Below are 19,056 nucleotides of genomic sequence, written 5' to 3'. Positions count from 1 at the left end.
GGCCATGGTCCGCTGCTGGTTCGCATCCGGTCCTGGATGGCCTGCCCTGGCTGGCCGCCAGCATCTGCTCCCTGCTGTGCCTCTGCGTGGGTCTCGGGCTTTTTCGGCTCGATGAAGTCCCGTGCCCCTCGCTGACACTTATCTGGTGAAGTCGCGCCATAGCCAAAAATAATTGGCTCTGAGCGGCATGTTTGATGGCTAATTGATATTGCTCATTGCAGTCTTTGGAGTGCCCCTCATGGCTGATAGCGCGACGAACGACCGCATAAAAGTCGAAGCCGCACAGCTGGCTATTGGCATGTATGTGACGGAGCTGGATCGCCCCTGGACGGATACCAATTTTCTATTTCAAGGGTTTCGAATCCGTCAGCAACAGGAAATCCGCTTGTTGCAGGAGGTTTGCGATTACGTATGGGTCGACGCCCGGCGTTCGCTGGGTGTACATGTGCAGCTCGCGGAGAACCTTGCAACTCCCCTCTTGCCCACCATCGGCAAGGTCGACTTTTCCCAGGAACTGGAGCGCGCGTCGCCCGTTTGGGATGCGGCGCGTGAGGAGTCGTTACGTATCCTCAATGCAGTGAAATTGGGGGCGGAGTTGGATGTCGTCGCAGTCAAGGCTGTGATCAAGGAATGCGTAGAAAGTATTCTGCGAAATCCTGCAGCGATGCTGTGGCTGGCGCGTATCAAGAACAGCGACGATTACACGGCCGAGCATTCGCTGAGAGTTTCCATCCTGTCGATCGCATTGGGGCGTGAACTTGGTATGCCGGCCTACCAGCTGGAGCAGATCGGTGTTTGCGGCATGCTCCATGACGTGGGCAAGTTGAAGGTGCCGAACGAAATACTCAACAAGCCCGGGGCGCTGACTGCCGAAGAGCTGCGGATCATGCAGAGCCATGCGTCCGAAGGACGGAAGCTCCTGATGAGCAATCAGCAGATCACCCCTGCGACCGTTGATGTCGCCTACTCGCACCATGAGCGGATTGACGGAAAAGGCTACCCGCGTGGACTGGATGCCGCCAGGATTCCCTACTTCGCCAAGATCGTCGCGGTGGCCGACAGCTACGACGCCATCAACAGTGATCGTGTCTACAGCAAGGGCAAATCCAGCCTGGAAACACTGCGCATCCTGCTCGAGGCGGCCAACAGCCACTTCGATGAAGCGATTGTCGGGTGTTTCATACGCATGGTCGGCATCTACCCCCCGGGGGAGATCGCCGAGCTAAGCACCGGGGAGGTTGGCATCATCATCGGCTGCGCCGCAGGCAACAAGCTCAAGCCAAGGGTTCTGATCGTCCGCAACGCTGAGAAAGAACCGTGCAAGGAAAGAATACTGGACCTCGCCGATGTCGCTGTCGGCAGGACCTGTCGAGTGCGGGAAGTGCATAGCAGCGGGGCCTTCGGCATCGATATCGGGGCGTATCGATGCAAGGGGCTCCTGGTTCCGGGGAATCTCTGAGGCGTTGAGCTGCCATAGGGGCAGGTCATGGGGCGTGCCCGATGTCTTGGGGCCGCTGCCATTGGGTCACCCATGCGGAGCACCATCAACCCTCACGAGCACCCCGAGGCTAGGGGGCCGCATCCTGGACGCCTGCTGCGCTAGACGCGACCGAATCGTTGCCGGTATTGCGCTGGGGTCAAGCCAGTCAGCTCCTTGGACATTCTTCGAAGATTCGAATCGCTGCTGAAGCCGAGTTCGCCACTGATGGTCTTGAGTAGGGCAGAGGTCAGTGTCAGGCGCTCGCTTACCTGGCTCAACTTAATGCGGCGCGCTTGGCTGGCCACTGCGGTGCCTGTTTCATCACTGACCTTGCGCGCCAGGGTTCGCTCGCTCATTCCCAACTCATGCGCCAGGGCCTGGATGGTGATCCGTTCGGCAGGCATCTCCTGCACCAGTGCATGCAGCCTGCGCAGCAGCTGGCTGGGTTGTTCGATGAGGCTCAGGGTCTTGAAGGCACCGTGAGATCGGGTTGGACGCGGCAGCACCATCAGCCGATTGAGGTCCTCGAAGGCTGTTGCATTGACATGTCGCTCGATCAGCGCCTGGGCCAGGGGCAAGTAGCCGTTGACTCCACTGGCGGTACCCGTGTGTTCTGTGAAGACGCAGTTCTGCTCGTACTGCCACCGCACCCTGGGGTAGCGCTGCAGCAACGCATCTGCCAGCCACCAAGTCGCCGTGGCGGGTTGCCCGTCCAGGCGTCCACTGGCGGCCGCCAGGCAGACTCCGGTGCAGTAGCTCCAAACTCGGCACCGCTTGCCAAGTCTCGCCAGACCAGCCAGCAGCGAGGCATTGCCCTCCAGGCTGGACTCGACCTGCTGTGGCGACTCCGCCCAGAAACCAGGAATCAGGACCGCGTCCAGTGCCATTTCTGACACACCGTAGCTGGCCGTCAACTGCAGGCCGTGGGCGCAATCGACCGGTCCGCTTCGCTCGGCAACCAAGTGCGTTTCGAAGAGCGCGTGTCCTATCCTCCGGTTGGCGGCGTGCAGCATGTCGGCGAAGGCCAGAAGCCCAGCGGGCATACAGCCGGGGAAGAGCAGGAGGCCGATTCGCAAAGTGGTCATGGCGGATAATGAATCGTTTATGTCAGGTTCCGCCATTATGGGCGATGCATGAGCCCGGCACCATGAGCCCACACCTTGAGGAGGGTTCGTGATGAAAATCAGACAGATCCGTAACGCTACGATCATTCTCGAACTGGGCGACTATCGTGTCCTGGTCGATCCCATGCTGGCACCTAAGGGCGCGCTGCCTTCCCTGCGCGTTTTCGCGGGGCGGCAGAGGAACCCGATTGTCGATTTGCCGGAGGGGACTTCGGAGGTTCTGGAATCGGTGACTCATTGCCTGATCACCCATTGCCAGAAGGGCCATTTCGATCACCTGGACAGGGCCGGCTCGCGTTGGTTGAGAGAGCGGCAGGTCCCGGTCATATGCACATTGCATGATGCGGCCTACCTGGCAAGGGTGGGCTTGAACGTGCAGCCCCTGCCGGATGGCCATGAGGAGCCAAAGCCCTTCCTGGAAGGCGTGATCCGCACGGTGCGCTGCACGCATGGTGAGGGCCTGGTTGGACGGTTGATGGAGCACGGCGTCGGCTATCTGATTGAGCTGCCCGGCGAGCCCAGCCTTTACCTGGCAGGCGATACGATTCTGACCCCTGGCGTACGTGACTTCGTGCAGCGGCATCAGCCGCAGGTGAGCGTGGTGCCTGCCGGTGGGGCGCGCTTCGACGTGGGTGGCGACATCATCATGGGGCTGGACGATGTGCTCGACTTCACGCGTCTTGGCAGGGGGACTGTCATCGCGAACCATCTGGAAGCGATCAACCATTGCCCCGTTACGCGCCGGGAGCTGACGCGTGCGGCGATCGCTGCCGGTGTTGCCCATCGGCTGTTGATACCTGTGGATGGTCAGGTACTGCATTTCGGAGCACCTGGTTAAGTGTCTGGCTCTGGTCGATGTCCTGGACGCGATGCTCGTAGGCCTGCCATTCAGCGCGAAGGCGTGAACCGAACAGGGGGACCTCGATGCAACGGTTTAGGGCAGAGGGCGCTTATGACGGCCAGCGGTACCGCGGCAGCCTCACGATGGTTCTCCCATAACCCTTTTCGTATGATGCGCGCACACGAGATCTGGAAGGTTTGGCGTGAAATCACCTAGAGGCGTTTCATCGGGGCAGGGTACGCAGGGCAGTGCCAAATGGGACCTGAGCGAAGCTGTAAACCAGCTTTCGTGGGACGATCTTCGGATCATCAAGACGCTCAGCGAATGCGGCAATCGCGCCGTCACCGCCAAGAAGCTCGGGATCAACGTATCCACCGTCTCACGCCGGGTGGCCCAGCTCGAGAAAACACTGGGGATTGCTCTGTTCGATCACCGCCGCTCGGGTTACATGCTCACCACGGAAGGTGCCGAATTGCGAGCCCTGGCCGAACGCGTCGAGCTCGATATCGTCAGCGTCGCCCGGCGCATATCACGCGCGGAGCACGGGCTCCTGGGCAAGCTGCGGATCACCACCAGCGACTCGTTGCTCCTGTACTTCCTCACCCCGATCATTGCGGACTTCAGGGCGGTCAACGAAGGGATAACGATCGAGGTCCTAGTGGGTAACCAAACGCTGAGCCTGGCCCGGGACGAGTCGGACATCGCAGTGAGAGCGACCAAGAAACCCTCGGAAAGCCTGGTGGGGCGCAAACTCGCGACGATCGCCTGGGCACCGTACGGCACCCTCAGAAACGCGCCTGCCCCTGCGCTTTTCGCCGAAGGCCAGTCATGGGTGTCGTATTCCGGTGGCCTTAGCGGCCTGAAGGCCACCAGCTACGTCGACAACCGAGTGGATGCGCACTGCATCTCCTACCGCACCGACTCCGTCGCCGCAGCGAGTGCGGCGATCGCGGCGGGGCTCGGCCTGGGGTTCCTGCCCTGCATGCTGGGCGATATCACGCCGGGGTTGAGGCGCGTCGGCCCCGTGGTGCCCGAGCTCAATGACGAACTCTGGCTGCTCACCCACCAGGACATCCGGAAGTCCTGGCGAGTCAAGGCGTTCATGACCTTCTGCGCCGCCGCAGTGGCGAACCAGAAGCCCCTCATCGAGGGGCAACTCGCTCACCCGGCAGAGTAGTTCCGGTCGGTTATCTCGCTTGATCGGCCTGCGCGCCGATAACGGCCTTGCAAGCGATTTCGACCAGTTGCGGGCGCTGCGCCAACCGGGACACGCCAATGATATTGCTCGCGCACTGCGGGCGTTCGGTGCCATAGGCAGCCTTGCGAACACTGCCCACCACGGCGAATGCCGCGTCCATGTCCAGTACGTACAGCGTCTCTTCGACTACGTCCTCAAGCGTGGCGCCATAGAGGGCGAGCAGCTTGGCGATGTTGGCATAGGCAGTGCGCATCTGTTCTCCCATCGCGGAGAAATCACGGGGCTTGCCCTTGCTATCCAGCGGTGCAGGGGCAACCAGGTTGCCGTCTTCATCGTGGTTGAACTGGCCGGATACATAGACCTCGTTCCCCACCTGCCGCGCCTGGGGGTAGCCATATCCCTCTTCCCAGGGGACACCCCAGTACGCGGTTTTCTGGCCATCGGGTCGTGAAGCTGCCATTGCATTCTCCTTGCTCGGATCGGACGCCTGGATTGCGTCGGTTCGGTGGGTGGAGGGCGGATGCTAGCAGCGCCAACGCGCACTCGATGGCGCATTTTTGCGCCAGCAAAAGCGCAAAAATGCACAAGCGAAGTGCCGGTCGATCGGCTAACTTGGATTCGTGTTCAGGCCGCAGCCGCTCCGAAAGCCTCCTGGATCCCCAGGTGATCACGACGCCAATGCAGCCGCCGAAAACCTCACCAAGACCCTCCACACCATCGACAGGTAACGACAATGAACAATCCGAAAACCGAAGTCCTGACGCCCCAGAACAGCCAACTGATCTTCATCGACCACCAGCCCCAGATGGCCTTCGGTGTCCAGAGCATCGACCGGCAAACCCTGAAGAACAACACGGTGGCCCTGGCCAAGGCTGCGAAGATCTTCGACGTCCCCACCACCATCACCACGGTGGAGACCGAGAGCTTCTCCGGCCATACCTACCCCGAGCTGCTCGCGGTGTTTCCCGATGCGCCGCTGCTCGAGCGCACCTCGATGAATTCCTGGGACGACCAGAAGGTCCGTGATGCCTTGAAGAAGAACGGGCGCAAGAAAATCATCGTCGCCGGCCTCTGGACCGAGGTGTGCAACACCACCTTCGCACTCTCGGCCATGCACGATGCCGACTACGAGATCTACATGGTCGCCGACGCTTCCGGCGGCACCACTAAGGAAGCCCACGACTACGCCATGCAGCGCATGATCCAGGCTGGCGTGGTGCCCATGACCTGGCAGCAGGTGCTGCTGGAATGGCAGCGCGACTGGAAGAATCGCGACACCTACGACGCCGTCATGAACCTGGTCAAGGAACACTCCGGCGCATACGGCATGGGCGTCGACTACGCCTACACCATGGTCCACAAGGCGCCTGAGCGCGTTGCGCACGGTCCGACCCTGGCCCCGGTTGCCGCTCCCCTCTAAGCCTGGGCGCCCCCGGTTCTCGGGGGCGACCCTTCCAACCGAATGATTCAGACGCAAGCCGATACCCTCTCGGTGGTGGGCACGGCTGCGCGCGTTACCAGGAGATAGCATGAACATGGCCGTGCTCGATCAGGAAACCTACCAACTCGCCATGGCGTTCCAGGCAGCGCTGCAAGACAGTGCGCGGCCTGAACCCCAGTCCCTGCACCAACTGGGCATGCGTCTTTGCCAGCACCTGGTCGTCCGCTACGAGGATCACGTGGCGGACAGTCGGGACAGGGTCGCGCTGGCGCCCTGGCAGGAGCGCAAGGCCAAGCGGATCCTGGCGTCCACGTGCCAGGACAAGCTGTCCATCGCCGAAGTCGCCTCGCAATGCTCCATGTCCAGAAGTCATTTTTCCCGCGCCTTCAAGAAAACCACCGGCATGTCGCCGCAGGAGTGGACGCTCAAGTCACGTATCGAACGTGCCCAGCTCCTGATCGCCGGAGGCTCGATGTCCATGTGCGAAGTCGCCTTCGAGTGCGGATTCTCCGACCAGTCCCATTTCACCCGGACATTTCGCAAGCTGACCGGCATCTCCCCCAAGCGCTGGCAGCGCAGCCAGCAGTCATCGCTTCAGGTTGCGTGAGGTTCGATTTCGAGCGAGCAGCGGTAGCGGGCGCCTGTGGAAAGCAGGCATCGGCCGATAGCGGACTGGCAACCACCGCCCGGTAAGGGCTGCAGCCGGCCGGGAGCAATGGGGCGGTGAACACTTTCAGTCGCTCAGCCAGCGATCTTTTCCGGAATGCGCTCCACGAGCCAATCGATGAACACCCGGAGACGGTGGGTAACGTAGCGGTTCTGTGGGTACGCCACGTGGAATGGATAGGGGGCAGGGCGCCAGTCTTCGAGAATCTCCACCAGAGAGCCATCGCGAAGGGCGGCGCCCGCTGCGTAGGTGAAGGTCTGAATGATGCCGAGGCCCGTCACGCAAGCGGCCAGGTGTGCGTTGCTTTCGTTGATGCCGATACGGTGTTCGAGTGTCAGCTCGTGACGTTCCCCGTCGCGTTCGAAGCGCAAGGGCACCGCCCGACCATTCTGTGGTGACAAATAGCTCACCAGCCGGTGGCCATTGCGCAGTTCCTCCGGGTAGGCAGGGACACCGTTATGGCGGAGGTACTCGGGTGAAGCGCAGGTGACCATGGTCGCCTGGCCAAGGCCGCGCGCCACCAGCGACGAGGAATCCAGCGCACCGCCGCGGATCACGCAGTCGACATTGTCGCCAATCAGGTCGACCGAACGATCGGACACTCCAAGGTCGATGCGGATATCCGGATAGCGCGCCAGAAAGTCAGGCAGCAGCGGCACCAATACGTCCCGTGCGGTGGAGCCTCCGACGTCGATGCGAAGGTGGCCACGTGGCTTGCTGCGGGCGATGTTGAAGGAGGAGTCGATGTCTTCCAGGTCTCGCAATACACGGGTGGCCTTGCCGTAGTAATCCTGGCCCTCCGGTGTCACCGTGACACGCCGCGTGGTGCGCTGCAGCAGGCGCACGCCCAGGTGCGCTTCCAGTTCCTGCACCAGTTTGCTCAGGGTGGCGTTGGGCATGTTCAGCGAGTCGGCGGCACGGGTGAAGTTGCCGGCTTCTACCACGCGGGCAAAGGCACGGATGGCCTGGAGCTGGTCCATGAAAAATCCTCGATGGGGGTGCATGGATTATCCATGGCTATGGATAGTCATTCCATTGCATCCGCTTTTTCCATCAATCGACGATCTCTAGAGTAGCGCCATGCCTCGCCTGAATACCGCGCCGGTAGCGGGCCAGAGGCAGTGCATCCAGACCTGAAATCGACCCTTGATCGGAGATAACCATGAACAAGCCATTTACCGGAAAAGTAGCCCTGGTTACCGGAGGCAGCAGCGGCATCGGCCTCGGCGCCGCACAGGAACTCGCCTCACAAGGCGCACGGGTGTTCATCACCGGGCGCCGCCAGGCCGAACTGGACGCAGCTGTCGAGGCCATCGGCCCGTCCGCCACGGCGATCCGCGCCGACGCCTCGGTGCTCGACGACCTGGACGCGGTCTATGCGCAGATCGCCAGAACCGCTGGCCGACTGGACATCCTCTTCGCCAATGCCGGCGGCGGAGACATGCTGCCGTTGGGCGCCATCACCGAGGAACACTTCGATCGCATCTTCGGCACGAATGTGCGCGGCGTCCTATTTACCGTGCAGAAGGCGCTACCGCTGCTGACTGATGGTGCGTCGGTGATCCTGACCTCATCCACCACCTCGATCCAGGGCACCGCCAATTTCAGTGTGTACAGCGCCAGCAAGGCCGCCGTCCGCAACTTCGCCCGCTCCTGGGCGCTGGACCTGAAGGACCGCGGCATCAGAGTCAACGTCGTCAGCCCCGGCCCGGTCCGTACTCCCGGCCTTGGCGAACTGGTGCCCGATGAAGCGCGCCAAGGCCTGTTCGATGCCCTGGCCAGCCAGGTACCGCTGGGCCGGTTGGGCGAGCCCGGGGAGATCGGCAAGGCGGTGGCCTTCCTCGCCTCCGAGTCGGCGAGTTTCATCAACGGCATCGAGCTCTTTGTCGACGGCGGGATGGCCCAGGTCTGATCGCTGGATCTGGGATAGCGGGCTACCTGCTTTGATGGCAAGGGCTGGCCGTTCAAAGATGCCACTGATTGCTGTGGGGCGACTGTTGCTGCTCGTCGGCCACAGTCGGCCATAAGAGGAGGTTCAGGGCAGTGAAAACGACTCTGTCTTTAAGGGCGGCCCTGCCTCTTGTGACCGCTCCATTCCTGCCGCTGGTGACATGAAGAATGGCTTCCGGTCCCGCAGCCACGCCTTTGACTTCCCCACCTTCATTGACCCGACCGCAGTCGACCGTGGCGAAGTAGTGGGTGCCGGTTATGGCGTTGCCCTGTTGGACCAGGTCGAAGCCTGTGCCGCCGCATTCGGCCTTTGCTTCTTTCTGTTCCGCTGTGCGCAGGTCCAGGTACCAGTGCCCGGTGAAGGAGGGCTCCGGGCCGCACAGGGCGGGAAGGGCGGTGAGAAGCAGCAGCGCTGCGATCGGGATTTTCAGGCGATGGGCAAGTCGGTGCGTGGGCTGTCGGCGTGGTGGGGTGGATTCGGGGCTGTGCCGCATAACGATCCTTATCGCTGCCAGGCTCGCCAGGGGCGGGCTTTCATCCTTCCTCAAGCTCCCTGCGCACTCGCTCAAGCAACTCTTCAATGCTCAGCTCGGGATTTGCCAGCAGATGGCTCTTGGCGAGGATCGTCAGCGGATGCACGCCCATGTTCTCGGCAAACTCAACCAGCTTGATCACCGAGGGGCTCTTGATACCGCGCTCCAGATCGCTGATGTAGGCCTGGCTAGCGCCTATCGTTTCCTGTGAAAGCTTCTTGCTGACCCTCAGGTTCCTGATGGCTTGCCCAAGTGCGAGCTTGAGTTCCATGCCTGCTGTACAGCCTTGTTCAGAGACCCGCCTCGACGAGCAGGTCGGAAGGATTGCAGTCCATCGCACCGGCGATTCGGACGATGTTCAGGAATGTAACGTTGCGTTCGCCACGTTCGATCTTGCCCATGTGCGAGCGGTCGATGCCGGCGGCATCGGCGAGCGCTTCTTGTGAGAGGTTGAGCGTCTTCCTGCGAGTGCGCACGGCTTCGCCCAGTCGCAGGAGACTGCCTTCTTTATCGTGATCTGCGGAGATTCTTGCCATGGCGAGAATCTGCTGGCTAGGATGTCTATAGGGCCACGGTATTTATGACCCATTACGTCTTGAAGAAAGGACTGCCGGGAATGCACAGCGACCTGAAAACATGGACCCAGGACATCACCACCATCCTCACCCAACCCCCGGGCCAACCCCAGCTGCAGGCGCTGACCGACTGGCTGCAGCGCACCGCCCCGGTCGATCACGTCTCGCTGTTCCTCTTCGAAGGCAGCGATGCGCCCTTGCCGCTGTTCCACACCTTGCCCGCCGAGCTGCAGGCCACCTTCATCGACGACTACCGGGGCGGCGCGTACCTGTTCGATCCGTTCTTCCTCGCCTGCACCTTCGAGCGGCCGGATGGCCTCTACAGCATGCGCACGCTGGCGCCGGGGAGCTTTCGGGACAACCACTACTTCCAGCTCTACTACCACCGCCTGGCATTGAGCGAGGAGCTGGGCTTCTTCACCACGCCGGCGCCGGGTTGCCGCGCGGTGTTGTCGTTGATGCGCGGGCAGGGCGGGGCGGTGTTCAGCGAGGAGGAGCTGGAGCTCCTGGGCATCGCGGCGCCGGTGGTGCAGGAGGTGGTGCGCCTAGCCTGTGAGGCGCGGGGCCAGCCGCCGGTGGATGCGCTGCAGCCCAGCGACCATGTGCGCGAGGTGTTCAGCCTGTTTGCACGGGAGCTGCTGACGCCGCGCGAGTGCAAGGTGGTGCAGCTGCTGTTGCAGGGCTATTCCAGCAGCGAGATCGCCCAGCAGCTGCGCATCACCCGGGGCACGGTGAAGGTCCACCGGCGCAACCTCTACGACAAGCTGGAGATCGGCACCCAGGCGGAGCTGTTCGGGCTGTTCGTGCGCGAGCTGATGGGCGCGCGGATGTTCAGCCGGCCGAGGCGTGTGCGCAGGTGATCGCCTCCCAGAGGCAGCGTGGGTTGCTCACTCCTTCGCGGTCGCCTTGCCCAGCAACGCATTGAAACCATCGATGTCCAGCGGCCTGCTGAGGAAATAGCCCTGGCCTTCCTCGCATGACATCGCCTTGAGCATGTCGAGATGCTCGGCGGTCTCGATCCCCTCCGCGGTCACGGTCAGCGACAAGGCGTGCCCCAGCTCCACGATCGCCCGGATGATCGCCTTGTCCTCCTCGCTGACGTGCGTGCGGTTGAGGAAGCTCCGGTCGATCTTCAGGCCATCGAAGGGGAAGCTGCGCAGGTAGCTCAGGGACGAATACCCCGTTCCGAAGTCGTCCATCGCCAGGCGCACGCCGAGTCCCTTGAGCCTGTGCATCAGCTCCAGCGCTCCTCCGGCATCGTCGAGCATGACGCTTTCGGTGATTTCCAGTTCGAGCCGGGAGGGGCCGATGCCCGAGTCGGCGAGCGCCTTGCCGATCCGTTCGGCGAGGCCGTCGCCCTTGAATTCGAGGGGCGAGAGGTTCAGTGACAGGAACAGGTGGGCCGGCCATTGCGCTGCCTGGTGGCAGGCGGTGGCGATCACCCAGTCACTCAAGGCGATGATCAGCCCGGTCTGCTCCGCAATGGGGATGAAGGTGCTCGGCGGGACCAGCCCGAGCTCGGGGTGCTGCCAGCGGACCAGAGCCTCCGCCCCCTTCATCTGCCCGTCGGCGAGGCGGTAGCGCGGTTGGAAGTGCAGCCTCAGCTCTCCCTGCGTGATGGCGTTGCGCAGGTCGGTTTCCAGGCGCCGGCGCTCGATGATCCTGGCGTTCATCTCGCCCGAGTAGAACCGCCAGGTGCCACGGCCCGCCGCCTTGGCTTCGTACAGGGCGATGTCCGCATAGCGCAGCAGCTCGCTGGCCTCGGCCGCATCGTTGGGCGCCATGGCGATGCCGATGCTGGCGCTCACGTAGGTGGGCTGCTGGTTGATGCTGATGGGCCGCTTGATGGAGTCGAGCACGCGCTGGCACAGGGCTTCGACGTTGGCCTGCGAACCGATATGCGAGAGCAGCAGGACGAATTCGTCGCCCCCGATCCTGGCGACCAGGTCCTTGTGCCGGACGCAGTCGGCCAGGCGATCCGAAATCTCGTTGAGCACCTGGTCCCCCGCCGCGTGGCCGAGCAGGTCGTTGACCGACTTGAAGCGGTCCAGCCCGACGAAAAGCAGCACCAGCGGCTGCTCGCGCGTCGGCCTGGCTTTCAGCTTGCCGTCGAGGAACTCCCTGAGCCGCGCACGGTTGGCGAGCCCCGTGAGCGCGTCATGGCGGGACAGGAACTCGATTCTGCGCCGCGCTTCGATCTCCCCGGTCACATCGGTCGCGGTGCCGCGAAAGCCCCGGTCATCGATGGCTCGTGCCGAAATGCGGGTGACCCGCTCCTGGCCGCCGCAGCCGATGAAGCGGCAGAGGATGCTGTTGTCGGCAGGGAGGCCGGTGCGGCTCAGCCACTGGGACAGGGTGCCGCTCTCGGGAGACAGCAGCTCGTCGATCGGTTGGCCGATCCAGGCATCCCGGTCCAGCCCGGTGACCGCCTCGAAGCGCTCGGAAAGGAAGGTGAAGCGCCCCTGGCCGTCGATTTCCCATACCCAGTCGGAGCTGGTTTCCACGATGTCGCGAAAGCGCGCCTCGCTAATCGCCAGGGCGTCCTGGCTGCGCTGCAGGGAGGCATAGCTCGCATCCAGCGCCATGGCGCCGACCGTGGTCCGGCGCAACAACGCCCAGGCCATCAGGCACACCAGCAACGCGATGACGCCCAGCAGCGGGAAGCCCAGCGCCAGCAGGCGCCGGCCGGGTTTTTCCGGTTCCCAGTGGAGGCTGCTGGCAGCCCCCTGTTCGCCCAGGGCGAGAATCGTCTTGTCGTTGAGGTCAGCGGGAGTCGCTCGGCGCAGCCCCTCGACGCCGTATTCCTTGCCCAGTTGCTCCAGGGACGCCGGGTCCAGGATGCGGACGAAGATCAATACCGAGGACGGCCCGGTATCCGGCCGTATGGACGGGTCCGATCCCGGCGTGATGGCTGCCGCCGCGACCACGGCAGGCTGCCCGTCGATATCCACGAATGCCGTGACGGGGGTTTCCGACTCCGCTCCAAGGCGGGCCTGGTCGAGGAGCGGCTCCAGGGAGCGCTTGAACCAAAGCGAGGCGTCCGTGTGTTGCAGCCGGCCATTGATCACGGAGTACAGGGTGTGACCGGCGCCATCCACGACGAACACCCCTTGCAGCCCGAAGTCGTCGTACAGGGTCGGCCCCAGGTTCTGCCGGGCATAAGCCCATTCGGAGTTCACCTGCTGGTGCAGGTTGCGATAGGCATCCCCCCAGAACGCGTAGTCCCGGAGTGTCGAACGCAGCGACTTCTCCAGCGATTGAATGGCCTTCTCGGTGTAGAACGCGCTCTCTATCTCCTCGGTCTTGTCCAGGTCATGCGCCAGGTAGATGAGCAGATAGGCAGCGAGCAGGAAGGCGCTGGTGAGCAGCCCGAAGAACTTCAAGAGAGACGCCCGCGTCAACGCCACGCTGGAGCGGTTGGGTGATGGCCTGTCCGTGCGCGGGTTTACGTCTGTCATCAAGTCCTCACTGCTGGAGAGCCACGCGGCACGGCGCGGCCCAGGCCATTTCAGTTTATGTGAGCGCGGAGAAAATGCTGGGGAGTCTGCGCAAGACAGCCCGGGGCGCCATGCGGTAACGGATGAACAACAGACCGGCGCGGGGCGGAAAGTTGCAGGGATTGCGCGGCGAAACCGTACCGGTGCGGCCCCGGCGGCACGGGATGCGCATGATTACGCCTCGCCTCTGCCAGGGCCGGTCAGGCGGCCGATGCTGGCGATCCTTGCAGCAGATACACCGTCAATCCGACCAGCGCACAGGCCAGCAGCACCTGGATGACGCCGCGCTTGAAATGGAACAGGGCGACGGCGGCGGCCAGCGCGATCAGCGCCGAGGGCCAGTCGAAATGCCCCGCGAAACCCTGCGGCCACAGCACGTGATAACCGAAGAACAGCGCCAGGTTGAGGATCACCCCGACCACGGCGGCCGTGATGGCCGTGAGGGGCGCCGTGAACTTCAGCTCGTTGTGAGTCGATTCCACCAGGGGCCCACCCGCGAGAATGAACAGGAAGGAGGGCAGGAAGGTGAACCAGGTGACCAGGCTGGCGGCGACCGCACCGGCGAGGAAGGCATGCTCGGCGCCGAACACCTGCTGCACGTAGCCCCCCACGAAGCCGACGAACGCCACCACCATTATCAGGGGGCCTGGCGTCGTTTCACCCAGGGCCAGGCCATCGATCATCTGCGTGGGGGTGAGCCAGCCGTAATGGCCGACCGCGCCCTGGTAGACATAGGGCAGCACGGCATAGGCGCCGCCAAAGGTCAGCAGCGCCGCCTTGGTGAAGAACCAGCCCATTTGCGTCAGCGTGCCGTCCCAGCCGAACAGCGCAGTCAGCAGCCCCATGGGCAACACCCACAGCGCCGCACCTGTCGCCGCCAGCGAGGCCAGGCGTGACCAGCGGAAGCGCGCATGCTGCGGCGTGGGGGTGTCGTCATCGATCAGCGCCGGCCCGCTGGACTGCCGGGCCGCTCCGTGGCCACCGCCGACGCTGAAGATCCCCGGGGCGAGGCGCCCACCGAAGTAGCCGATGACGGCGGCCCCCAGCACGATCAGCGGGAACGGCAGGCTGAGGGCGAATATCGCCACGAACGAGGCGGCTGCTATCGCCCACAGCCAGTTGTTCTTCAGTGCGCGGGAGCCGATGCGGTGAGCGGCCTGGACCACGATCGCGGTGACGGCGGGCTTGATCCCGTAGAACAGCCCGGCCACCACCGGAACGTCGCCGAAGGCGATGTAGACCCACGAGAGCGCGATCAGGATGAACAGCGAGGGCAGCACGAAGAGCGACCCCGCGATCACACCGCCCCAGGTGCGGTGCATCAGCCAGCCGATGTAGGTCGCCAACTGCTGGGCTTCCGGGCCGGGCAGCACCATGCAGTAGTTCAAGGCATGCAGGAAGCGGCCCTCGGAGATCCACCGCCGGCGCTCCACCAGCTCCTGGTGCATGATCGAAATCTGCCCGGCGGGGCCACCGAAGCTGATGAAACCGAGCTTGAGCCAGAACAGGAAGGCCTGGAGCAGGCTGACGGGCTCGGTGCGGGGTAGATCCTGTACTGCCGGTGGCAGGGTGGTCTCATCCATTGGCGCTCTCGTTTTTTGCAGGTGCCAGCAGCCGAGCGAACGTGCAGGCAGCTGTCAGCAGGTGATCGTCATCGGGAACGGTTCGTGCAGCCCCGGCCGCGCACGCGCGCCGCCCGTGCTTCGGTTGCGTGGCATTGGCTTCAGGCAAGGCGATGTGCACGGATAGCCGATTGTCCATACGGGGCTGAATGCGCAGTGGGGGGGTGAACTCTACGCTAATACTGTTTCAGGAAGTCGTGTGAAGAGTGCAATCGCATCGATCGCCTGGTTGCGTTGAGGTCGACGGTGCTCCGCCGAAAACCGCATCCCTCCGCTACGGCATGGCAGCCGAGGTACCACGTGCGGCGTGTGGCGACCAATTCGTTGGGGCTGGGGCAACTGCGTTGCCCTTGGCGACTGAAGTCACCCCTACACGAAGCGCCGTGCGGCCGTTGGGCATGGCCGCTGCGTAGGGTGGAGGTCGCTTCTTACCTCCACCAGCGGTGCCGTGCCGGGCTGCGAAGGGCGGGTGGAGCGCCGTCCAACTGCATGCAGGGCATTTCGCGACTGAATTCGCTCCTACAAGAAGGCGCGGCGCTTTTCATGGCGCACGTCCCGCTCATTAATGACCCCGGCCCGCCCTGGATCAGAAGCGCTCGTCCACCATGCGGAAGGGGTAGGGCACGGGCTTGTAGCGGCCGATCTTGCCGCGCTTGGGCAGCTCGACCTTCTGCTCCCTGGTGATGTCCTGGTAGGGCACTTGCGCCAGCAGGTGGCTGATGATGTTCAGGCGCACGCGCCGCTTGTCTTCGGAGCGCGCCATGTACCAGGGCGCCCAGGAGGAGTCGGTGGCGGCGAACATCTCGTCGCGGGCGCGGGTGTAGTCGTCCCAGCGGCGGAAGGACTTGATGTCCATGGGCGAGAGCTTCCAGATCTTGCGGCCATCGTGGATGCGCTCCTCCAGGCGCTGTTGCTGCTCCTCGGCGCTGACTTCCAGCCAGTACTTGATGAGGAGGATGCCGGACTCGACGATCATCCTCTCGAACAGCGGCACCACGGAGAGGAACTTGACGGCCTGCTCCTCGGTGCAGAAGCCCATGACCCGCTCGACGCCGGCGCGGTTGTACCAGCTGCGGTCGAAGATCACCACTTCACCGGCCGCGGGCATGTGGTGCAGGTAGCGCTGGCCGTACATCTGGGTCTTCTCGCGCTCGGAGGGTGCCGGCAGCGCCACCACGCGGAACACCCGTGGGCTGACCCGCTCGGTGATCGCCTTGATGGTGCCGCCCTTGCCGGCGCCATCACGGCCCTCGAAGATCACGCAGACCTTCAGCCCCTTGGCCACCACCCACTGCTGCAGCTTGACCAGCTCGATGTGCAGGCGCTTCAGTTCCTTCTCGTAGACCTTGCGCTCCAGCTTCTCGGCAGCCTGCTGTTTCTTCCTGGCCATGTCCCGTGCTCCATCAGTGGAAGGGGAAGATGTAGTTCATCCACGCGGCCATGCGCAGGAGGATCTTGCGCATGATGGCGACGTGGTGGAAATGCTCGGAGTACAGCGCCGCCTGCCCGTAGGCGCCCCCCGGCATCAGGCTGCGGTACTGCTCGAAGTCGGGGTCGGTCACCTCCAGCACCACCGGCACGCGGCCCGCCGGGGGCGAGCCGGTGAAGCCGATCAGGTTGCCGCTGGGCTGCACCTGGCCTTCGGCGATCACCGGCATGACCATCTTCACGCGCGCTGCGAACACCTCGCCGGGGATGCCGTCGAAGGCGATTTCCGCCTCGTCGCCCAGGCTCAGGCGCAGCTGGCTGTTCTGCCGCATCCAGGCTATGTAGGCGTGGTCCTCCAGGGGGACGAAGACCATGGCCGGGCGCAGCGGCATCTTCACCGCATAGATGCCCGGGCGAAGCGACACCTGGGTGACGTAGCCCTTGCTCGGCGCGCGCACGGTGGTGTTGTCCAGTTCGAACTGGGCGATGTTGAGCTGGGCCTGCAGGTCGTCCACGCGCGCCCGGGTGGTGTCGACGTCGCGCAGGTTGCCGACGTTGCGCCGTGCCAGTTCGCTGGCGCGGAACTGGTCGGCCTTGGCCGAGACGAGCTGCGCCTTGAGCGACCTGACCCGGTTCTCGAAGGGCGTCGGGTCGATGCGGAACAGCACGTCGCCCTTCTCCAGGATGCGGTTGCCCTGCACCGGCACCTCGATCACCTGGCCGCTCACGGCGGGCACGATCGGGGTGCTGACGAAATAGCTGCGCGAGACTTCGGAGTAAGGGTGGTTGTAGTTCATCAGGAAGATCAGCGCACCGATGAGGACGATGCCGCCCAGCACCGCCGTCGGCACGGTCCACTTGTTCAGCGGGATACGGAACAGCTTGAAAATCGCCACGCAGATCGCGGCGTAGGTGAGGATGAGCAACAGGTCCATGGCTCAGCCTTCCTGCCGTGGCAGTTCCACGAGTGTGTCGGGTGTCGGAGCAGGAGGCGTTTCCAGTGCTGCGAGGCGCAGCTTCAGTTCGCCCAGTTCATGTTCCAGCTCCTGTAGGCGCCTGTCATCGATGGGCGCCGCTTTCGTGGTGGCGAAGCCCCAGCCGCGGTCTTCGCGATAAAGCGTTGCCCAGATCCACAGGAACGGCCAGATGGCGTGGAGGGTGAACAGGCTGATCCAGCCTGCGACATGGATGGCATCCTGTTGTGGATGCTTGCGGTGTACCGCGATTTCGTAGGGGATGTCGTGAATCGCGATGACACCGTAGAACAGCACGATACCCACGAAAATGAGCATCCCCAGCGCGACGTAGTCGAGCATGCCGGCCTCCTTGGCACGTATGTGCAACAAGGACGCTAGCAGGCAAAACGGAGCGGCGCTTGGCCCGTATGTCGCCTCGGGCGTCGGTGCTCATGGCGGGGGATCGCGGCCTTGCGGCGCGGCGATTTCCACCCCCCGATGCACGGAGGGGGCGCCGCGCGCGCAATTGCGCAGCCCGGACTGAAGTCCGGGCTACGGACGTGCTTTTGTAGGATGGTGTAGAGCGAAGCGAAACCCATGCGGTGGGCGTTCCAGGCGTCCACTGCCTTGCCTGGAACACCGCGCGGCACACCCTACAAGAGCCCATGTCAGCACCGTAGCCCGGGCTTCAGCCCGGGGTGGCACGGAGGGGGTGCCGGTGACGATCCGGCGAGCGGGTCAGCGCGCGAGCAGCCATTGCTCCGCGTTGCGGTAGATCGAGGCCACCTCGTCGGTGATGCCGGACATGCGCAGGAAGTCGTGGGTGAAGCCGCGTTCCAGGGACAGGGTCACCTCGGTGCCGCCCTGGCGCAGGTGGTCGGCATAGGCGTGGCCTTCGTCCACCAGCGGGTCGTACTCGGCCAGCGACAGGTAGGTCGGCGCCAGCGGTGCGGTGGCTGGCCCGAGCAGCGGCGAGGCGCGCCAGTCCAGGCGTTGCCCGGCGGTGCAGTAGTGCTGGTAGAACCATTCCAGGGTCAGGCTTTCCAGCAGGTAGCCCTCGGCGTAGCGGCGGTGGGATTCCCGTTGCCGGCTGATGTCGGTGACCGGGTAGAACAGCAGCTGGGCGAAGGGCTTCAGGTGCTGCCGTTCCGGCGCGATCACCGCTTCGGCGGCGAGGACGGTGGCCAGGGTGGCGCCCACGCTGTCGCCGGCCACGGCGAAGCGCTGGGCGAGGCCCAGTTCCCGGGCGTGCCCGACCAGCCAGTTGGCGCAGTCGCTGGCGTCATCGACGGCGGTCGGGAAGGGTGCCTCGGGGGCGCGCCGGTAGGCCGGGGCCAGCACCGCGAAGCGCCCGCTGGCGGCCAGGCGGCGGCACACCGGGTCGTGCGAGTCCAGGTCGCCCACCACGTAGCCGCCACCGTGGAAGTAGAGAATGGTCGGCAGCGCTTCGCCCTGCCGGTGTTCCGCCCGGTAGAGGCGAGCCTCCAGCTCCGCGCCGTCGCGGGCGGGGATGCCCAGCGGCGTCACCGCCACCGAGCCCGGCGGGTCGGGGTCGAGGACGTGCGAGGTCGTGGAGAACTCCCGTCGCGCCTGCTCGACGCTGAGCTCGTGCATCGGGCGGCTCTTGCCGCTCAAGCGTCCCAGCTCGGCCAGCTCCAGGAAGGCTTCGAGATTCGGGTCCAGGGACATAGGTGTTCCTTATCGTCGGTACGGATGGAAAAAGGGGCCCCCGGCAGGCCGGGGG

At 64.1% G+C, this 19,056-nt stretch carries 19 protein-coding genes; 7 read left to right on the top strand and 12 right to left on the bottom strand.

What is annotated here, in order from left to right; translation table 11 throughout:
- Positions 1-238: 238 nt before the first annotated feature.
- Positions 239-1,459 (top strand): HD-GYP domain-containing protein, encoded by a 1,221-nt coding sequence (locus PHLH3_RS17130; RefSeq protein WP_213625069.1) that lies wholly within the window; start codon positions 239-241, stop codon positions 1,457-1,459.
- Positions 1,460-1,599: 140 nt separating this feature from the next.
- Here the strand turns inward: PHLH3_RS17130 and PHLH3_RS17125 are convergent, their stop codons facing one another.
- Positions 1,600-2,565, bottom strand: coding sequence for a helix-turn-helix domain-containing protein (locus tag PHLH3_RS17125; protein WP_244862899.1), 966 nt, complete (start codon positions 2,563-2,565; stop codon positions 1,600-1,602).
- Between the two features lie 91 nt (positions 2,566-2,656).
- On the opposite strand from PHLH3_RS17125, the gene PHLH3_RS17120 reads away from it, so the two are divergent.
- Positions 2,657-3,442 (top strand): MBL fold metallo-hydrolase, encoded by a 786-nt coding sequence (locus tag PHLH3_RS17120; RefSeq protein WP_213625068.1) that lies wholly within the window; start codon positions 2,657-2,659, stop codon positions 3,440-3,442.
- Positions 3,443-3,647: 205 nt separating this feature from the next.
- The gene (locus PHLH3_RS17115) at positions 3,648-4,622 is read left to right on the top strand and encodes a LysR family transcriptional regulator (RefSeq protein WP_244862898.1); all 975 of its coding nucleotides are present in this window, start codon (positions 3,648-3,650) and stop codon (positions 4,620-4,622) included.
- Between the two features lie 10 nt (positions 4,623-4,632).
- Here PHLH3_RS17115 and PHLH3_RS17110 read toward each other — a convergent pair whose 3' ends face one another.
- Entirely contained in the window at positions 4,633-5,103 is a 471-nt protein-coding gene (locus tag PHLH3_RS17110; protein ID WP_213625067.1) for a Rid family hydrolase, read from the bottom strand.
- Between the two features lie 273 nt (positions 5,104-5,376).
- On the opposite strand from PHLH3_RS17110, the gene PHLH3_RS17105 reads away from it, so the two are divergent.
- Positions 5,377-6,063 carry a hydrolase gene (locus PHLH3_RS17105; protein WP_111260280.1) on the top strand — a complete coding sequence of 229 codons (687 nt, stop codon included), beginning with the start codon at positions 5,377-5,379 and terminating at the stop codon, positions 6,061-6,063.
- A 109-nt stretch (positions 6,064-6,172) separates the two neighbouring features.
- A complete protein-coding gene (locus tag PHLH3_RS17100; RefSeq protein WP_213625066.1) occupies positions 6,173-6,691 on the top strand; it encodes a helix-turn-helix transcriptional regulator in 519 nt (172 codons plus the stop codon).
- A 134-nt stretch (positions 6,692-6,825) separates the two neighbouring features.
- Here PHLH3_RS17100 and PHLH3_RS17095 read toward each other — a convergent pair whose 3' ends face one another.
- A complete protein-coding gene (locus tag PHLH3_RS17095; protein ID WP_213625065.1) occupies positions 6,826-7,731 on the bottom strand; it encodes a LysR family transcriptional regulator in 906 nt (301 codons plus the stop codon).
- Positions 7,732-7,913: 182 nt separating this feature from the next.
- Between PHLH3_RS17095 and PHLH3_RS17090 the strand changes: the two genes are divergently transcribed.
- Complete coding sequence (locus PHLH3_RS17090) at positions 7,914-8,663, top strand: glucose 1-dehydrogenase (protein WP_213625064.1); 750 nt, start codon at positions 7,914-7,916, stop codon at positions 8,661-8,663.
- A 52-nt stretch (positions 8,664-8,715) separates the two neighbouring features.
- Here the strand turns inward: PHLH3_RS17090 and PHLH3_RS17085 are convergent, their stop codons facing one another.
- The 3 genes from PHLH3_RS17085 to PHLH3_RS17075 are packed head-to-tail and all read right to left on the bottom strand — an operon-like array spanning position 8,716 to position 9,770.
- Complete coding sequence (locus tag PHLH3_RS17085) at positions 8,716-9,195, bottom strand: hypothetical protein (RefSeq protein ID WP_213625063.1); 480 nt, start codon at positions 9,193-9,195, stop codon at positions 8,716-8,718.
- Between the two features lie 40 nt (positions 9,196-9,235).
- Complete coding sequence (locus tag PHLH3_RS17080; protein WP_213625062.1) at positions 9,236-9,505, bottom strand: helix-turn-helix transcriptional regulator; 270 nt, start codon at positions 9,503-9,505, stop codon at positions 9,236-9,238.
- A gap of 19 nt (positions 9,506-9,524) precedes the next feature.
- The gene (locus tag PHLH3_RS17075; RefSeq protein WP_213625061.1) at positions 9,525-9,770 is read right to left on the bottom strand and encodes a helix-turn-helix transcriptional regulator; all 246 of its coding nucleotides are present in this window, start codon (positions 9,768-9,770) and stop codon (positions 9,525-9,527) included.
- 80 nt (positions 9,771-9,850) lie between these two features.
- On the opposite strand from PHLH3_RS17075, the gene PHLH3_RS17070 reads away from it, so the two are divergent.
- Positions 9,851-10,669, top strand: a complete 819-nt coding sequence (locus PHLH3_RS17070) for a helix-turn-helix transcriptional regulator (RefSeq protein WP_213625060.1) — start codon at positions 9,851-9,853, stop codon at positions 10,667-10,669.
- 27 nt (positions 10,670-10,696) lie between these two features.
- On the opposite strand, the gene PHLH3_RS17065 is transcribed toward PHLH3_RS17070, so the two are convergent.
- From PHLH3_RS17065 to PHLH3_RS17040, 6 genes are all read right to left on the bottom strand, one after another.
- Positions 10,697-13,267 (bottom strand): EAL domain-containing protein, encoded by a 2,571-nt coding sequence (locus tag PHLH3_RS17065; RefSeq protein WP_213625059.1) that lies wholly within the window; start codon positions 13,265-13,267, stop codon positions 10,697-10,699.
- Between the two features lie 239 nt (positions 13,268-13,506).
- The gene (chrA, locus tag PHLH3_RS17060) at positions 13,507-14,889 is read right to left on the bottom strand and encodes a chromate efflux transporter (RefSeq protein ID WP_213625058.1); all 1,383 of its coding nucleotides are present in this window, start codon (positions 14,887-14,889) and stop codon (positions 13,507-13,509) included.
- A 625-nt stretch (positions 14,890-15,514) separates the two neighbouring features.
- Entirely contained in the window at positions 15,515-16,318 is an 804-nt protein-coding gene (gene ppk2 / locus PHLH3_RS17055; protein ID WP_213625057.1) for a polyphosphate kinase 2, read from the bottom strand.
- A gap of 13 nt (positions 16,319-16,331) precedes the next feature.
- Positions 16,332-17,291, bottom strand: a complete 960-nt coding sequence (locus PHLH3_RS17050) for a biotin/lipoyl-binding protein (RefSeq protein ID WP_213625056.1) — start codon at positions 17,289-17,291, stop codon at positions 16,332-16,334.
- Between the two features lie 3 nt (positions 17,292-17,294).
- Complete coding sequence (locus PHLH3_RS17045; RefSeq protein WP_213625055.1) at positions 17,295-17,672, bottom strand: DUF3302 domain-containing protein; 378 nt, start codon at positions 17,670-17,672, stop codon at positions 17,295-17,297.
- Positions 17,673-18,050: 378 nt separating this feature from the next.
- Positions 18,051-19,001, bottom strand: coding sequence for an alpha/beta hydrolase (locus tag PHLH3_RS17040; protein ID WP_213625054.1), 951 nt, complete (start codon positions 18,999-19,001; stop codon positions 18,051-18,053).
- Positions 19,002-19,056 lie beyond the last annotated feature (55 nt).

Origin of the sequence: Pseudomonas sp. Pc102 (genome assembly GCF_018408275.1) — a bacterium.
Lineage (GTDB): Bacteria > Pseudomonadota > Gammaproteobacteria > Pseudomonadales > Pseudomonadaceae > Metapseudomonas > Metapseudomonas tohonis.
This window is presented reverse-complemented; position numbering and strand designations above follow the sequence as displayed.

Excerpts from the sequence above, each read along its gene's own strand:
- PHLH3_RS17130 (WP_213625069.1), top strand. The coding sequence starts at position 239 with ATGGCTGATAGCGCGACGAACGACCGCATAAAAGTCGAAGCCGCACAG.
- PHLH3_RS17125 (WP_244862899.1), bottom strand. The coding sequence starts at position 2,565 with ATGACCACTTTGCGAATCGGCCTCCTGCTCTTCCCCGGCTGTATGCCC.
- PHLH3_RS17120 (WP_213625068.1), top strand. The coding sequence starts at position 2,657 with ATGAAAATCAGACAGATCCGTAACGCTACGATCATTCTCGAACTGGGC.
- PHLH3_RS17110 (WP_213625067.1), bottom strand. The coding sequence starts at position 5,103 with ATGGCAGCTTCACGACCCGATGGCCAGAAAACCGCGTACTGGGGTGTC.
- PHLH3_RS17105 (WP_111260280.1), top strand. The coding sequence starts at position 5,377 with ATGAACAATCCGAAAACCGAAGTCCTGACGCCCCAGAACAGCCAACTG.
- PHLH3_RS17100 (WP_213625066.1), top strand. The coding sequence starts at position 6,173 with ATGAACATGGCCGTGCTCGATCAGGAAACCTACCAACTCGCCATGGCG.
- PHLH3_RS17095 (WP_213625065.1), bottom strand. The coding sequence starts at position 7,731 with ATGGACCAGCTCCAGGCCATCCGTGCCTTTGCCCGCGTGGTAGAAGCC.
- PHLH3_RS17090 (WP_213625064.1), top strand. The coding sequence starts at position 7,914 with ATGAACAAGCCATTTACCGGAAAAGTAGCCCTGGTTACCGGAGGCAGC.
- PHLH3_RS17085 (WP_213625063.1), bottom strand. The coding sequence starts at position 9,195 with ATGCGGCACAGCCCCGAATCCACCCCACCACGCCGACAGCCCACGCAC.
- PHLH3_RS17080 (WP_213625062.1), bottom strand. The coding sequence starts at position 9,505 with ATGGAACTCAAGCTCGCACTTGGGCAAGCCATCAGGAACCTGAGGGTC.
- PHLH3_RS17075 (WP_213625061.1), bottom strand. The coding sequence starts at position 9,770 with ATGGCAAGAATCTCCGCAGATCACGATAAAGAAGGCAGTCTCCTGCGA.
- PHLH3_RS17070 (WP_213625060.1), top strand. The coding sequence starts at position 9,851 with ATGCACAGCGACCTGAAAACATGGACCCAGGACATCACCACCATCCTC.
- PHLH3_RS17065 (WP_213625059.1), bottom strand. The coding sequence starts at position 13,267 with ATGACAGACGTAAACCCGCGCACGGACAGGCCATCACCCAACCGCTCC.
- chrA (WP_213625058.1), bottom strand. The coding sequence starts at position 14,889 with ATGGATGAGACCACCCTGCCACCGGCAGTACAGGATCTACCCCGCACC.
- ppk2 (WP_213625057.1), bottom strand. The coding sequence starts at position 16,318 with ATGGCCAGGAAGAAACAGCAGGCTGCCGAGAAGCTGGAGCGCAAGGTC.
- PHLH3_RS17050 (WP_213625056.1), bottom strand. The coding sequence starts at position 17,291 with ATGGACCTGTTGCTCATCCTCACCTACGCCGCGATCTGCGTGGCGATT.
- PHLH3_RS17045 (WP_213625055.1), bottom strand. The coding sequence starts at position 17,672 with ATGCTCGACTACGTCGCGCTGGGGATGCTCATTTTCGTGGGTATCGTG.
- PHLH3_RS17040 (WP_213625054.1), bottom strand. The coding sequence starts at position 19,001 with ATGTCCCTGGACCCGAATCTCGAAGCCTTCCTGGAGCTGGCCGAGCTG.